Origin of the sequence: Euzebya tangerina, from assembly GCF_003074135.1 — a bacterium.
Taxonomy (GTDB): domain Bacteria; phylum Actinomycetota; class Nitriliruptoria; order Euzebyales; family Euzebyaceae; genus Euzebya; species Euzebya tangerina.
This window is the reverse complement of record NZ_PPDK01000001.1, coordinates 3,224,713-3,238,395: the sequence shown is the minus strand read 5'-3', so window position 1 is coordinate 3,238,395 and position 13,683 is coordinate 3,224,713. Positions and strand designations below refer to the sequence as shown.

At 68.7% G+C, this 13,683-nt stretch carries 15 protein-coding genes; 10 read left to right on the top strand and 5 right to left on the bottom strand.

From position 1 onward, the window contains the following. Positions 1–184 precede the first annotated feature (184 nt). The 6 genes from C1746_RS14975 to C1746_RS14950 all read left to right on the top strand — a co-directional run bounded on the left by C1746_RS14975 (position 185) and on the right by C1746_RS14950 (position 6,078). Positions 185–1,597 (top strand): serine hydrolase domain-containing protein, encoded by a 1,413-nt coding sequence (locus tag C1746_RS14975; RefSeq protein WP_116715745.1) that lies wholly within the window; start codon positions 185–187, stop codon positions 1,595–1,597. A gap of 33 nt (positions 1,598–1,630) precedes the next feature. Next, positions 1,631–1,831, top strand: a complete 201-nt coding sequence (locus tag C1746_RS14970) for a hypothetical protein (protein WP_116715331.1) — start codon at positions 1,631–1,633, stop codon at positions 1,829–1,831. A gap of 40 nt (positions 1,832–1,871) precedes the next feature. Continuing rightward, positions 1,872–2,780, top strand: coding sequence for a 5'-3' exonuclease (locus C1746_RS14965; RefSeq protein WP_116715330.1), 909 nt, complete (start codon positions 1,872–1,874; stop codon positions 2,778–2,780). Next, positions 2,777–3,850, top strand: a complete 1,074-nt coding sequence (locus tag C1746_RS14960; protein ID WP_116715329.1) for a proline racemase family protein — start codon at positions 2,777–2,779, stop codon at positions 3,848–3,850. The genes C1746_RS14965 and C1746_RS14960 overlap by 4 nt, the downstream gene beginning before the upstream one ends. 300 nt (positions 3,851–4,150) lie before the next feature. Beyond that, positions 4,151–5,344, top strand: coding sequence for an MFS transporter (locus tag C1746_RS14955; protein WP_116715328.1), 1,194 nt, complete (start codon positions 4,151–4,153; stop codon positions 5,342–5,344). A 101-nt stretch (positions 5,345–5,445) separates the two neighbouring features. Then, positions 5,446–6,078, top strand: coding sequence for a hypothetical protein (locus C1746_RS14950; protein ID WP_116715327.1), 633 nt, complete (start codon positions 5,446–5,448; stop codon positions 6,076–6,078). 36 nt (positions 6,079–6,114) lie between these two features. On the opposite strand, the gene aceE is transcribed toward C1746_RS14950, so the two are convergent. Next, positions 6,115–8,859 (bottom strand): pyruvate dehydrogenase (acetyl-transferring), homodimeric type, encoded by a 2,745-nt coding sequence (gene aceE, locus C1746_RS14945; protein ID WP_116715326.1) that lies wholly within the window; start codon positions 8,857–8,859, stop codon positions 6,115–6,117. Positions 8,860–8,930: 71 nt separating this feature from the next. Here aceE and C1746_RS14940 point away from each other — a divergent pair, with 71 nt between their 5' ends. Beyond that, a complete protein-coding gene (locus C1746_RS14940) occupies positions 8,931–9,407 on the top strand; it encodes a septum formation family protein (protein WP_162867789.1) in 477 nt (158 codons plus the stop codon). Positions 9,408–9,410: 3 nt separating this feature from the next. Here C1746_RS14940 and C1746_RS14935 read toward each other — a convergent pair whose 3' ends face one another. Beyond that, positions 9,411–9,704: a DUF3039 domain-containing protein gene (locus tag C1746_RS14935; RefSeq protein ID WP_116715324.1), complete on the bottom strand. Its 294-nt coding sequence runs from the start codon at positions 9,702–9,704 to the stop codon at positions 9,411–9,413. A 125-nt stretch (positions 9,705–9,829) separates the two neighbouring features. Between C1746_RS14935 and C1746_RS14930 the strand changes: the two genes are divergently transcribed. Further along, entirely contained in the window at positions 9,830–10,126 is a 297-nt protein-coding gene (locus C1746_RS14930) for a hypothetical protein (RefSeq protein WP_162867788.1), read from the top strand. Positions 10,127–10,206: 80 nt separating this feature from the next. Here C1746_RS14930 and C1746_RS14925 read toward each other — a convergent pair whose 3' ends face one another. Beyond that, on the bottom strand, positions 10,207–10,527 hold the full coding sequence (locus C1746_RS14925; RefSeq protein ID WP_162867787.1) for a DUF6504 family protein: 321 nt from the start codon (positions 10,525–10,527) through the stop codon (positions 10,207–10,209). Positions 10,528–10,653: 126 nt separating this feature from the next. On the opposite strand from C1746_RS14925, the gene C1746_RS14920 reads away from it, so the two are divergent. Together C1746_RS14920 and C1746_RS14915 are read left to right on the top strand one after the other, a co-directional pair. Further along, complete coding sequence (locus C1746_RS14920; RefSeq protein WP_205711866.1) at positions 10,654–11,037, top strand: ArsR/SmtB family transcription factor; 384 nt, start codon at positions 10,654–10,656, stop codon at positions 11,035–11,037. Further along, complete coding sequence (locus C1746_RS14915; protein ID WP_116715321.1) at positions 11,034–11,546, top strand: SRPBCC family protein; 513 nt, start codon at positions 11,034–11,036, stop codon at positions 11,544–11,546. Before C1746_RS14920 ends, C1746_RS14915 begins: the two co-directional genes overlap by 4 nt. On the opposite strand, the gene rocD is transcribed toward C1746_RS14915, so the two are convergent. Both rocD and C1746_RS14905 read right to left on the bottom strand, forming a co-directional pair. Beyond that, positions 11,543–12,766 (bottom strand): ornithine--oxo-acid transaminase, encoded by a 1,224-nt coding sequence (gene rocD, locus C1746_RS14910; RefSeq protein ID WP_116715320.1) that lies wholly within the window; start codon positions 12,764–12,766, stop codon positions 11,543–11,545. The genes C1746_RS14915 and rocD overlap by 4 nt on opposite strands. Further along, positions 12,766–13,611, bottom strand: a complete 846-nt coding sequence (locus C1746_RS14905) for a dimethylarginine dimethylaminohydrolase family protein (RefSeq protein ID WP_116715319.1) — start codon at positions 13,609–13,611, stop codon at positions 12,766–12,768. Before C1746_RS14905 ends, rocD begins: the two co-directional genes overlap by 1 nt. Between the last annotated feature and the right edge of the window lie 72 nt (positions 13,612–13,683).

The window sequence follows — 13,683 nt, the reverse complement described above, 5'->3', positions numbered from 1 at the left end:
TGGTGTGACACCACCCTCGTCAACGCCGTTCAAACTCTCGGTCCACCCGGGCAACCTCAGGTGTTGACCGTGGTCACAGTGGTGTCGTCACCGCTCACCAGTCACACGATTTCTCCTCGTCGTGGACCGAGAGTCGACAGCCTCAACCGACCCGGCCGTGTCATCTCGGGCACCCTTGGTGGTCATGGATCTCCCTGAGGACCTCGTGCTCCGCCTCGACCATCGCCTGGCCACGGCCCAGTCCAGCCATCGCCTGCCGTCGGTCGTGGCCGGGTTGGCCCGTGCCGACCAGGTGCTGTGGACCGGAGCAGCCGGGCTGGTCGAGGGACACCCCCCCACCTCCGACACGCAGTACCGGATCGGCTCGATCACCAAGACCGTCGTGGCCGTCGCCATCATGCAGCTGCGGGACGCCGGCACGCTGACGCTCACGGACCCGATCACCGACCACCTCGGTCCTGCCTGGGACGTCGCGAAGACCACGCTGGAGCACATCCGGATCGGTCACCTCCTCATGCACACCGCAGGGCTGGCTGCCGAGACCCAGGGGCCATGGTGGGAGCGGACCGCCGGCAGCGATGAGGCCGACCTGGCCGCGGACATCGCCGCCCGACCCCACCCGCACACCCCCGGCAGCCGGTTCCACTACTCCAACGTGGGCTTCGCGATCCTCGGAGCCGTCCTCTCCCACCACCACGACATGCCCTGGGATGCGGTGATCGGACGGGACGTCCTCACACCCCTGGGCCTGGCGCGGACCACCGCCCGACCGCACCAGCCAGCCGCCCCGGGACAGGCCGTCCATCCCTTTGCCGACGTCGTCCTGGCCGAGCCGGAACACGACGCCAGGGCCATGGCACCGGCCGGGCAGCTCTGGTCCACCGTGCCCGACATGCTCCGCTGGGGCGCCTTCCTGGCCGGTCAGGTCACCGAAGCCGACGTGCTGAGCCCCGAGACACTGGCCGAGATGCGGGTGCCCGGAGCCCTCAACGACACCCCCGGCCAGGCGTGGACGGTCGCCCACGGCCTCGGGCTCCAGGTCTTTCATGACACGGGCTCCCACTGGGTCGGCCACGGCGGCTCGATGCCGGGCTTCCTGGCCGCCGTGCAGGCCGACCCCGAGACCGACGTGTGCGTCACGGTGGCGACCAACAGCACGGCCGGCCTGGACCGCGCGCTCATGGCCGATGTCCGGTCGATGGTCGAGGAGGCCTTCCCACGGCAGCCGACCGTCTGGCAGCCGCGGGAGATCCCGGTCGACGTCCGGGAGTTGGCCGGCACCTGGTACTGGGGTCCGACCCCTCTGACCCTGCGCATCACCGGGACCCCCGAGGAGACCCTGGTCCTCACCCCGCAGGGCGAGCACGGTCGAGGGTCCCGGTTCACCCGGTCGGGACCGCAGGCTCCCTGGGTCGGGCAGGACGCCTACTACGCCGGGGAGGTCCTGCAACCGGTCCGTGATGCCGAGGCACGGCTGACACACCTGGATCTGGCCTCCTTCGTCCTGACCAGGACGCCGTACCCCGACAGCGATGTGGTCCCCGGAGGTGTCCATCCCGATGGCTGGGGGCCCGGCCCCTCGCAGCCGTCGGGTTGAAGTGGTCCACGGATGCCGTCAAGATCGGGCAGCATGAGCGATGACACGGCAGCAGACCCCGGCTACACCCCTCCGAAGGACCGTCCGACACCGCGGCGAGGGCAGGTGAGGGCCCGGGAGCTGAAGCGCGCGAACCGGCGAGCGCGGATCCAGTGGGCCATCGTGGTCGCCGTCATCGTCATCGCCTCCGGTCTGCTGCTGCTCATCGGCGGGGACGGCGTCATCACCGGCTGATCGGACGACACCGCGACCGATGACGAGCGTCTCGCCGCCAATGGATGTGCACCTGGTCGACGGCACCTTCGAGCTGTTCCGTCACCACCACGCCCCGAACAACACCGACCTCGAGCGCGGCGCCGTCCGGGGTGTCCTGCGCAGCATGGTGTGGCTGCTCGAACGGGGCGGCCCCGACGACACCCCCGCGACCCACGTCGGTGTGGCGACCGACCACGTGATCGAGAGCTTCCGCAACGCGCTGTGGCCGACCTACAAGTCCGGCGAGGGCCTGCCCGCTGAGCTGACCAACCAGTTCGAGCCGCTGGAGGACGCCCTGCGGTCCCTCGGCCTGGTGGTCTGGCCGATGGTCGAGCTCGAGGCCGACGATGCTCTGGCCTCGGCGGCGGCTCAGGCCGACGCGGACGAGCGCGTGGAGCGGGTCATCATCGCCACCCCGGACAAGGATCTCGGCCAGTGCGTCCGTGGGACGCGGGTGATCCAGTGGGACCGCATGCGCAGCACCGTGCGTGACGCCGACGGCGTCTTCGAGAAGACGGGGGTGCCGCCGGCATCCATCCCGGACTGGCTGGCGTTGGTCGGCGACTCCGCCGACGGCTTCCCGGGTCTGGCCGGATTCGGTGCCAAGACGGCGGCCAAGCTGCTGACGCGCTTCGGGCACATCGACCAGATTCCGGCCGACCCCGAGCGCTGGGGTGGCGGCATTCGCGGGGCAGCCCGTCTGGGCGAGACCCTCGCTGAGAAGCGGGCTGAGGCGCTGCTCTTCCGCACGCTCGCCACGCTGGTGGACGATGCCGATCTGGGCACCACGGTCGATGACCTCGAGTGGTCCGGACCGACGGCGGACTTCCCCGAGGTGTGCCGCAGCTACGACAGCGAGGATCTGATCGGTCGCGTCGAGGTGCTGCAGGCCGGCCCTCGACCGCCGGCAGGCGAGGTGCCGTTGTGACCGCCGATCCAGAAGCCGCTTGGCCGTTCGGCCCGATCACGACCGAGGACTACCACACCGGTGGCGAGCCCTTCCGCATCGTGACGGGTGGCGTCCCAGACCTGGTCGGCGGGACCGTGGCCGAGCGTCGGCTCTGGGCGGGGGACAACCTCGACGAGGTCAGGCAGCTGCTGGTGAACGAGCCGCGCGGCCACGCGGACATGTACGGCGGCTTCGTCACACCCCCTGATGACGAGGGTGCCGCACTCGGCGTGGTCTTCTTCCACAACGAGGGGTACTCCACGGCCTGCGGCCACGGCACGATCGCCCTCGCGACCTGGGCGGTCGAGTCCGGGCGTGTCCCGACGCCGGCTGGCGCCTCGGAGGTCTCGTTCGCCATCGACGTCCCCTCCGGCCGACTCCCGGTGACCGTGACCCTCGGTCCCCAGGGCGTCGAACGGGTGTCGTTCGACAACGTCCCCGCCTTCGTCGCCTCGACCGTGCAGGCACCCCTGACCGATGGGGGCCACGCCGCAGGGGCGGTGGCGTTCGGCGGCGCGTTCTACGCGGTGTTCACGGCTGGGGACTTCGGGCTGTCGGTCACACCGCGCGACCTCCCGGTCATCATCGAGCTCTGCCGTGGCATGAAGGAGGAGATCAACGCCTCGGGTGGGCCCGTGCACCCCGATGACGAGCGGCTTGCGGACATCTACGGGGTGATCCTGGTGGAGGAGGTCGATCCGGCTGAGGTCGACCTGGAGCAACTGCCGCCGGGCCTCGGGTCGGACGCGATCATCCAGCGCAACGTGACCGTGTTCGCCGACGGCGAGGTCGACCGGTCACCGACGGGGAGTGGCACCTCGGCCCGCCTGGCGGTCCTGCACGCTGCTGGTCAGCTGGCGGAGGGGCAGGAGCTGGTCAACCTCTCCATCGTCGACTCGGTCATGACCGGCGTGGTGACCGGGACCACGACGGTCGGCGACCATCCGGCGGTGACGACGACGGTCGCAGGGTCGGCCTTCGCCACGGGCACGCATACCTTCAGGTTGGACCCGCGGGACCCGATGGGGACGGGGTTCCTCCTCCGCTGAACCCCCCGGGTGGGGAACCTGACTCAGCCGTGGGGAACCTCGCTCGGCCGAGGGGAACCTGACCCAGCTTGGATCCGGCGCGCCGACACCGCGACGAGGTGAAGTTCCCCGCCACGAGGTGAAGTTCCCCGCCACGAGGTGAAGCTCCCCGCCACGAGGTCAGGTTCCCCGCCACGAGGTGAGGTTCCCCGCCACGAGGTGAAGTTCCCCGCCACGAGGTCAGGTTCCCCGCCACGAGGTGAAGTTCCCCGCCACGAGGTGAGGTTCCCCGCCACGAGGTGATCGCGATACGCTGCCGGCCTGTCCCGCCTCACGCAGTCCACCGCTCTTGCGCTCGCGCTCTTCGCGGTCGCCCATGGCACCAACGTCCCGACCCCGCTCCTCCTGCTCTACCGGACGCAGCTGGATCTCTCCCCCACGGTCCTGACGGTCCTGTTCGGGATCTACGCCGTCGGACTGGTCCCGACCCTGTTCATCGCCGGCCCCGCCTCCGACCGCTATGGCAGGCGGGCCGTCGTCATCCCCTTCGCGATCGTCTCCGGGCTGGCTTCGGCGATCTTCCTGGGTGCCGCAGACTCCGTTCCGCTGCTGTTCGTTGGCCGGCTGCTGCAGGGCATGGTCAGCGGCGCGGTCTTCAGCGTCGGCAGTGCGTGGATGAGCGAGCTGGTCACCGACCCCGGCACGGCCGCTCGCAAGGCCACGACGGCCCTCTCGATGGGCTTCGCCCTCGGACCGCTCAGTTCCGGACTGCTCGGCCAGTACGCACCCTGGCCCCTCCACCTCTCCTACGCGGTGCACCTGTTGCTGGTCGTCATCGGCCTCCTGCTGCTGTGGGATGTGCGGGAGACCCACCTCGACCGAGATCCCGCCAGCCCGCTGCTCAACCTGGGTGTACCAGCCCGAGCCAGAGCCGCCTTCCTCGCCTTCGCCGTCCCCGCCGGACTGTGCGTCTTCACCTTCCCCTCCACCGCCCTCACAGTCCTCCCGCTGCGCCTGCAGGACGCCATGCCGGGCCGCGACCTGGCCATCACGGGTGTGGTCGGTGGGATCACCATGACCGCCGGCGTCCTCATCCAGCAGGTCGAGAAGCGCGTGGGTCCCACGCGTGCCGCTCCCCTTGGAGCCGCCCTCGGCGCGGTCGGGATCGGCACCGGCGTGCTCGGCGGCCGCCTGGAGGAGCCGCTGGTGCTGCTCCCCGCCGCTGCGCTCCTCGGTGCGGGCTACGGCCTGACGCTGGCCGCCGGACTGACGGCCGCCACGATCCTGGCCGATCCCGCCACCCGCGGCGCGATCGTCGCGACCTTCTACGCCGTCACCTACCTCGGCTTCGGCGTGCCCACGATCCTGGCGGCGACCAGCGACGGCACCAACTTCGACACCTCACTCACCGTGCTCGGCGTGATCGGCCTGCTGATCGCCGCGACTCTCGTCGTCGGACCAGGTCGACGCCTGCTGGGCCAGGCTAAGCGGCACCTCGCGACGCCGGCCAGCTGACGCGGACCGCGGCCTCGCCGGGACGTCCGGCCTGCCCGGCCACACCATCCGACCTTGACCAACCCCGGGGCGGAGGAGCATGGTTCCTGTGGAGGTAGATCATGGCCATTCACACCTGTCCTCGCTGCCCACTGCGCTTCGTGACCTCGGCAGAGCTGGTCGACCACATGGACCACGACCATCACGTGCCGCACGAGATGCTGGAGCAGATCCGCTATCCCGGCGTCCACGAGGTCGAGCCGCTGTATCGGGCGGCCGCGGATCAGGAGGACACGCACACGATCCTCATCGTGGCGAACCAGACGATCGGTTCCGGCTCGTTGGGTGAGGTGCTGGAGGCCCGCCAGCGGGAACACGGCGACCTGGCCGTCTTCCTGGTCGTGCCGGCCACTCCGTCGACCCACCTCGTGGCCTCGGAGGGGCTGGGGCACCTCGAGCCGGGACAGGACGTCCGCAGCGACGACGTCGGGGTGGCCCAGGCCAGGTGGCGTCTTCGCAAGGCGTTGTCGGAACTGCGAGCGCTCGGCATCCCGGCTCACGGCTCGGTCGGCGACCCCGATCCGTTCGTCGCGGCCGGACGAGCCCTGCAGGAGGAGCCGGTGACCGAGATCCTCGTCTGCACGCTGGAGCCGGGCATCTCGCGCTGGCTGAAGCAGGACCTCCCTGCGGCGCTGGAGCGGCGTTCAGGCCTCCCGGTGACCACGATCACCGTCGAGCCCGCATTCGATCTCTGACCTACCGCGCGTCCTGCGACGAGCGGCTCCGGACGACTACAGGTCGTGGAACTCGTCCCAGACCCGCAGTTCAGGGTCGATCCCGTAGGTCTCGATGGCCTTCGCGGCGATGTCTGACTCGACCTCGCCCACCTTGCTGAGCTCGTAGAGGGCGGCGACGACGATCGACTCGGCGTCGATGCGGAAGATCCGCCGGAGCGCCTCCCGGGTGTCGGAGCGCCCGAAGCCGTCGGTGCCGAGGATGCCGAACGAGCCAGGCACGAACGGCTCCACCAGACCGGGGACGGCCTTCTGGTAGTCGGTCACTGCAACGAACGGTCCACCACGTGACTCGTTCAGCTTCTGGGTGATCAGCGGCACCTTCGGTTCGGCCGTCGGGTGGTCCCGGTTGGTCGTGGTGCAGGCCACGCCGTCGCGGTGGAGCTGGGTCCATCCTGGTACTGACCAGATGTCGGCGGCCACGTCCCAGTCCTCACCCAGCAGCTGCTGGGCCTTGATGGTTGCCGGCATGGCCGAGCCGCTGCTCAACAGCTGGACGCGATGGGTCCGCTCGTCGGCGAACTCCGAGAAGCGGTAGATGCCGTCCAGCACGTCCTCGGCCTGCACACCCTCCGGCAGTGCCGGCTGGGTCGTCGGCTCGTTGTACAGGGTGATGTAGTACATGACGTCTTCCGGATCCTCGCCCATCATCCGGTTGATGCCGTCCTCGACCAGCATCGACACCTCGTAGGCGAAGGCCGGGTCGAAAGCCTCCACAGCGGGGTTGGTCAGCGCGTACAGCAGCGAGTGGCCGTCCTGGTGCTGCAGCCCCTCTCCGTTGAGCGTGGTCCGACCGGCCGTGGCGCCGAGCAGGAACCCGCGACAGCGCTGGTCGGCTGCCGCCCAGATGGCGTCCGCCGTCCGCTGGAACCCGAACATCGAGTAGAAGATGTATATCGGCAGGACCGGCGTCTCGTGGGTGGCGTACGACGACCCCGCTGCGGTGAAGCTCGCCATCGACCCGGCCTCGGTGATCCCCTCGTGCAGGATCTGCCCGTCAGTCGACTCCTTGTAGGACAGCAGCATCGCCTTGTCGACGGCCTCGTAGGTCTGCCCGTGCGGCGAGTAGATCTTCTCGGTCGGGAACAGCGAGTCCATCCCGAAGGTGCGGGCTTCGTCGGGGATGATCGGGACGATCCGACGGCCGATCCCGTCCTCCTTGAACAGGTCTTTCAGCAGCCGCACGAAGGCCATCGTGGTGGCGACCTCCTGCTTGCCCGACCCCTGCTTGAGCTCGTCGTAGACGTAGGGCTTCGGCAGCTCCAGCTGCACCTCGGTGTACTTCCGCGAGGGCATCGAGCCACCGAGCTCGGCCCGCCGCTCCATCATGTAGGCGATCTCCTCGGAGTCCTCGCCCGGGTGGTAGTACGGCGGCAGGTCACCCTCGAGGTCGGCGTCCGGGATGTCCAGGTAGAGCCGGTCCCGGAATCCCTTGAGGGCCTTCTGGGTCAGCTTCTTCATCTGGTGCGTCGCGTTGCGGGCCTCGAAGTCCGGCCCCAGGGTCCAGCCCTTGATTGTCTTGGCCAGGATCACGGTCGGCTGGCCGGTGTGCTCCACCGCGGCCTTGAACGCCGCATACACCTTCCGGTAGTCGTGGCCACCACGATCCAGGACCGGCAGGTCCTCCTCCGTCAGACCGGACTGCTCCAGGATCCGCGTCAGCTCCGGGGTGTTGAAGAAGTGCTCCCGGATGTACTGGCCGTCCTTGGTGGTGTAGGTCTGGAACTGCCCATCGGGGGTGTTGTTCATGCGCTCGACCAGCGCACCATTGACGTCGACGGACAGCAGCTGGTCCCACTTGCGGCCCCAGACGACCTTGATGACGTTCCAGCCGGCACCGCGGAACAGCGCCTCGAACTCCTGGATCACCTTGCCATTCCCCCGGACCGGGCCGTCCAGGCGCTGGAGGTTGCAGTTGAGGACCCAGGTCAGGTTGTCGAGCTCCTCGCGTCCCGCGACGGTCAGCGCACCCTGTGACTCGGGCTCGTCCATCTCGCCGTCACCGACGAACGCCCAGACCCGCTGTTGCGAGGTGTCCTTCAGCCCCCGGTTGTGCAGGTAGCGGTTGAACCGTGCCTGATAGATGGAGTTGATCGGCCCGAGGCCCATCGAGACGGTGGGGAACTCCCAGAAGTCCGGCATGAGGCGCGGGTGGGGGTAGGAGGACAGCGCTCCCTCCTGGCTCTCCTGGCGGAACAGATCCAGCTGGTCCTGGGTCAGCCGCCCCTCGAGGTAGGCCCGGCTGTAGATGCCGGGAGAGCCGTGCCCCTGGATGTAGATCTGGTCGCCCCCACCGTCGTGCTGGCGGCCGCGGAAGAAGTGGTTGAAGCCGACCTCGTACAGACTTGCTGCGGAGGCGTAGGTGGCGATGTGGCCGCCGACCCCGACGCCCGGCCGCTGCGCCCGGGTGACCATGACGGCGGCGTTCCAGCGGATGTAGGACCTGATCCGCCGTTCGACGTGTTCATCGCCCGGGAAGTCGGGCTCACGCGACGGTGGGATGGTGTTGATGTAGTCGGTCGAGCGCAGGCCCGGGACCCCGACGCCACTCTCTCGGGACTTCTCGAGCAGCCGCAGCATCAGGTACCGGGCGCGATCACGACCGTGCTCGCGGATGACGGCATCGAGCGAGTCCATCCACTCCCGCGTCTCGTCCGGGTCGTTGTCGGGGAGCTGGGTCGGCATCCCGTCGGTGATGATGCGGCTGGGGTCTCGGGTGTCGCTCAACGGATGGCCCTCCATGGCGGTGGTCTGGCTAGGTCATACCCTATGCGGGGCTGCTGCATCCGTATCACCGAGAAAGGCCGCCTGTCGTGCGCCATCTTGCCCACCTGCCCCGTCATTCCTTCGCCCGTCTGCTGCTCACCATCGCCGCTCTGGCGGTGCTCGTCGCAGCCTGCACACCCTCGGTCGTGGAGTTCACGATCGGCGAGTGCGTGAACCTGCCCGACGGCGAGGAGATCACCGACTACGACACGGTTGACTGCGCGGAGCCGCACGACGCCGAGGTCTTCGCGCTGCCGCAGATGCCCGATGGGGAGGACGCCCCCTTCAACCAGACCGCGGTGTCGGAGTTCGCGTCACAGCGGTGCCAGGGCGATGAGTTCGCGAACTACGTGGGCACGGATTACGAGTCGTCGGCGATCTGGGCCAGCTCGCTGACGCCGAGCCAGGACTCCTGGGACAACGCGAACGATCGTGAGATCGTCTGCCTGCTGGTCGGGGAGCCGCTCGAAGACGGGTCGGGCTTTGCGCAGCTGACCGGCTCGAAGCAGAACAGCGGCGAGTAGCCGCTACTCCCCCGCGTCGTCCCCTCCGCGCATCATGCGGTTCTTGATCTTGATGCAGTCGGGGCACACGGGGAACTTCGAGCCGTCCCGGCTGGGCACCCACTTCTTGCCGCACAGCGCCCGGATGGGGGTGCCCGTGACCATCGCCTTGGTGACCTTGGCCCTGGGGTTGCGCCCGAACACGTAGTGCGCGAACCGGTCGTGGTCACCCGGCTCGACGGGGTCCAGGTGCTGATCGACGCGGGTCTCCTCATCGATGTCAGGAGCGACCTGCGGGGTGGTGATGGTGTCGGCCATTTGGGGGGTCCTCGGGTTGGCTGTCCGGACGATGGTATTGGCCATTCGGGCCGATTCAGCCCGCACAGAACCGGCTAGGGCTGGTGGTAACCGATTCAGAGGAGATCAATCCAATGAAGAACCGCGTGACCATTCTGCTCATGACCCTGCTGCTCGCCCTGGGCCTCGTTGCCTGCGACGACACCACCGATGGCCTCGAGGAGGACGTCGAGGAGGGAACCGGCGAGGTCGAGGACGCTGGTGAGGACGCCATGGACGAGGCCGAAGAGGCCGGCGACGAAGCCATGGAAGAGGGCGAGGAAGCCATGGACGAGGCCGAAGAGGCTGGTGAGGACGCCATGGACGAGGCTGAAGAGGCCGGCGACGAAGCCATGGAAGAGGGCGAGGAAGCCATGGACGAGGCTGAGGGCGAGGACGGCTAACCCTCTCTTCCTCACCTGATCCAGCGCGGGGCGGTACCACACGGTGCCGCCCCGCTTGCTGTGCCCACCGATCAGGCCAGTCAGTCCCAGACCCGATCGAGCCGCCAGGTGACCCCCACACCCGCATCCCCGTCGTCCACCGGACTCGTCAGGTCCTCACAGACCAACTCATAGATCCCGTGCGAGGACACGCCGCGACGTGCCTCGACCCGCCACAGATCACGCTGCGGGACCTCGACCCCGCCACCTGCCCAGTACCCGGCGTCCTCCCGCCAGTGACCGAGCACCGTGACCACCTGATACCGCCCCTCCCGCCACGTGAACCTGGTCGGCGCTCCCCCGTCGGAATCTCGACCAGCGGCTGTCTCCACCTCCACCGCCTCTCGATACCGCTTGGTCACGACCACACCTTTCGCGTCTCATCCCGTTACAGGGATCAAGCATCGTACATGTGTTCGATTTCAGACTGCAAGGGATGGGCAATATTTAGCTTGCATGTTAATTAACATGATGGTTTACTACTGGTCATGCCCGCGATCCTGGACGACGACCACCTGAGTGAGACGTTCGCCGCGCTGGCCAACCCCACACGCCGGGCCATCCTCGCCCGGTTGGCGCACGGGGAAGCCAGCGTGAGTGAGTTGGCCGAACCCTTCGACATGTCGTTGCCCGCCGTGTCACGCCACATCCGGGTCCTGCAGGACGCCGGCCTGGTCGTGCAGGGACAACGAGCGCAGTTCCGGCCCTGTGTGCTGGACCCGGCGCCACTGGAAGCCGTCTCGGACTGGGCCGAGCAGTACCGCCCCATCTGGGAGGACCGGCTCGACCGCCTTGCCGCCTATCTGGATCGCCTGACCGACGACCCCCCGACCGCACCCAACCCGACACCACAGGAAGGCACCACCCCATGACCGACACAACCACACCCGACAACCAGACCGAACCCGCTGTCGTGCTCGAGCGGACCCTGCCGGCCCACATCGACCTGGTCTGGTCGATGTGGGCGGAGTCCGAGCACTTCGCCGCCTGGTACGGCCCCACGGGCGCCACCATCCCCACTGCCGAGATGGACGTTCGCGTGGACGGCGACCGCAAGATCTGCATGGAGGTGCAGACCCCTGACGGCCCCATGCAGATGTGGTTCGTCGGCCGCTACCTCGAGGTGGAGCGGCCGACCCGGCTGGTCTACACCGAGAGCGTGGCGGACGCCGAGGGCAACGTCCTCTCCCCTGCCGCGATGGGCATGCCTGACAGCCACCCCGAGACCACCGAGATCATCGTCGAGCTGACCACAACCGACGACGGCGGCACGCACCTGCGGATGACCCACGTCGGTGTCCCGGCGGACTCCCCTGGCGCTGCCGGCTGGACCATGGCGCTGGACAAGCTGGAGGCGCGCGTAGCCGATCAGGCCGTCTAGGCGGCGAGCACCGCCACCAGCTGGTCGACGATCCAGTCAGCCTCCTCCGCCGTGATGACGAGCGGCGGGGCCAGGCGGATCGTGGTCTCGTGGGTGTCCTTGGCCAACAGACCTGCCGGACCAGCGGGCCCCGGGGCCTGAGCGGTCAGCAGCGCCTCGCAGAACCGGCGGGCCGGTGGCTCCGCGTCGGTCCTCTCGATGCCGAGCCAGAGGCCGCGAGCGCGGACCTCCTTGACACCCGGCAGAACGGCGGCGTCGAGGCGCTGCTTCATCCGCTCACCCAGCGCGGCGGCATTGGCTTGATAGGTCCCCTCCCCGAGCATGGCGATGACCTCACGACCGACGGCGCAGGCCAGCGGGTTCCCGCCGAACGTGGAGCCGTGCTGACCAGGCCCGAAGACGCCGATGACGTCGTCCCGACCCACGACCGCGGACACGGGGACGATCCCGCCACCCAGTGCCTTGCCGAGCAGGTACAGGTCGGGCCGCACGTCCTCGTGGTCACAGGCGAAGGTGCGACCCGTGCGACCCAGACCCGCCTGGATCTCGTCGGCGATGAAGAGCACGTTCTCCTGGTTGCACAGCCTCCGGAGGGACTGCAGGAAGCCCTCCGGGGGGATCACGACACCGGCCTCGCCCTGGATCGGCTCGATCAGCACGGCCACGGTGTTCGGGGTGATGGCGGCCGCGATGGCCTCGACGCTGCCGTAGGGCACGCGGACGAAGCCTGGGGTGTAGGGGCCGAAGTGGTCGCGTGCGGACGGGTCATCGGAGAAGGAGATGATCGTGGTGGTGCGGCCGTGGAAGTTGCCATCGGCGACGATGATCTCGGCCTGGCCGTCCGGGACGCCCTTCACCTCGTACCCCCACTTGCGGGCGGTCTTGATGCCCGTCTCGACGGCTTCGGCGCCCGTGTTCATCGGCAGGACCCGGTCCATCCCGCAGAGCTCGGCGAGCTCGGCGCAGAAGTGACCGAGCTGGTCGTTGTGGAACGCCCGGCTGGTCAGCGTGACCCGATCCAGCTGCCTCCTGGCTGCCTCGATCAGGCGTGGGTGGCCGTGCCCGAAGTTCACGGCGGAGTAGGCGGCCAGGGCATCCAGGTAGCGCCGCCCGTCCTCGTCGGTGACGTAGGCGCCGGAGGCGGTGCTGATGACGACCGGCAACGGGTGGTAGTTGTTGGCGCCGTGGCGGCGCTCCAGTTCCAGGGACTCCGACACCATCAGGCAACCTCCATCTGTGCGACGCGGTCGCGGCCGATCGAGGTGTCGAGCGGCAACGTCAGGCACCGCACCGCCCCGCCGGCCTTCTGGAACTCCCCGACGTCGACGACCACCACGTCGAAGCCCCAGGCCTCCAGCAGTCGTCCGACTCGCGGCGGGCAGGCCGGCATGATGACAGTCCGTCCAACCACGATGGAGTTGGCGGCAAAGGTTGCCGCCTCCGCCTCGGTCAGTACCAGCGGCTCGGCGATGTGGGCGATCACGGCTGCGGCGCCGGCACGGTCATACGCCTCGGGGTACACCATCGCCCGCCGTGAGTCCAGGGGGCACAGGGTGAGGTCGACGTGGTACCACCGTGGATCCTGCAGTCGAACGGGGACGACCTCGACGTCCGTCAACCGCGTGAGCGCGGCGTGAGCGGCTCGATTGGTCCGGGCGCCGTATCCGCTGACGACCACGTCGCCCAGCGGCATGGCGTCGCCCGTCCCCTCCAACACCGCTCCCTCGGGCAGCCGCTCGACGGTGAAGCCGACCGCCCCGGCCCACTGGACGAACGCGGCGGTCTCCGGGGCCCGTTCCGGGTAGCGCATCGCTCCGGGGATGAAGGCCGGCCCGCTGACGACGCCGGCGTTGGCCACGAACACCATGTCCGGCAGATCAGCCATCGGCTGGACCACGTCGACCTCGCCACCGGCCATCCTGATCGCGGCTGCCAGCGTCTCCCACTGCGTCATGGCGACGTCCGGATCGACCGTGCCGCCCATCCACGGGTTGATGCTGTACACCACGTCGAAGAACGTCGGCGCACACATCGCGTAGCGCTGTCCCCAGGTCAGGTCGGACACGGCTTCACCTTCCTTCGTCAAGAATCGTCTGATTGTCAGACAATCTATCAGACCATGGTTGTGAAGACCAGC

What these genes read in the sequence shown, in the direction of transcription:
- C1746_RS14975 (WP_116715745.1), top strand. Translation starts at nt 185, where the DNA reads ATGGATCTCCCTGAGGACCTCGTGCTCCGCCTCGACCATCGCCTGGCC.
- C1746_RS14970 (WP_116715331.1), top strand. Translation starts at nt 1,631, where the DNA reads ATGAGCGATGACACGGCAGCAGACCCCGGCTACACCCCTCCGAAGGAC.
- C1746_RS14965 (WP_116715330.1), top strand. Translation starts at nt 1,872, where the DNA reads ATGGATGTGCACCTGGTCGACGGCACCTTCGAGCTGTTCCGTCACCAC.
- C1746_RS14950 (WP_116715327.1), top strand. Translation starts at nt 5,446, where the DNA reads ATGGCCATTCACACCTGTCCTCGCTGCCCACTGCGCTTCGTGACCTCG.
- aceE (WP_116715326.1), bottom strand. Translation starts at nt 8,859, where the DNA reads ATGGAGGGCCATCCGTTGAGCGACACCCGAGACCCCAGCCGCATCATC.
- C1746_RS14935 (WP_116715324.1), bottom strand. Translation starts at nt 9,704, where the DNA reads ATGGCCGACACCATCACCACCCCGCAGGTCGCTCCTGACATCGATGAG.
- C1746_RS14920 (WP_205711866.1), top strand. Translation starts at nt 10,654, where the DNA reads ATGCCCGCGATCCTGGACGACGACCACCTGAGTGAGACGTTCGCCGCG.
- C1746_RS14915 (WP_116715321.1), top strand. Translation starts at nt 11,034, where the DNA reads ATGACCGACACAACCACACCCGACAACCAGACCGAACCCGCTGTCGTG.
- rocD (WP_116715320.1), bottom strand. Translation starts at nt 12,766, where the DNA reads ATGGTGTCGGAGTCCCTGGAACTGGAGCGCCGCCACGGCGCCAACAAC.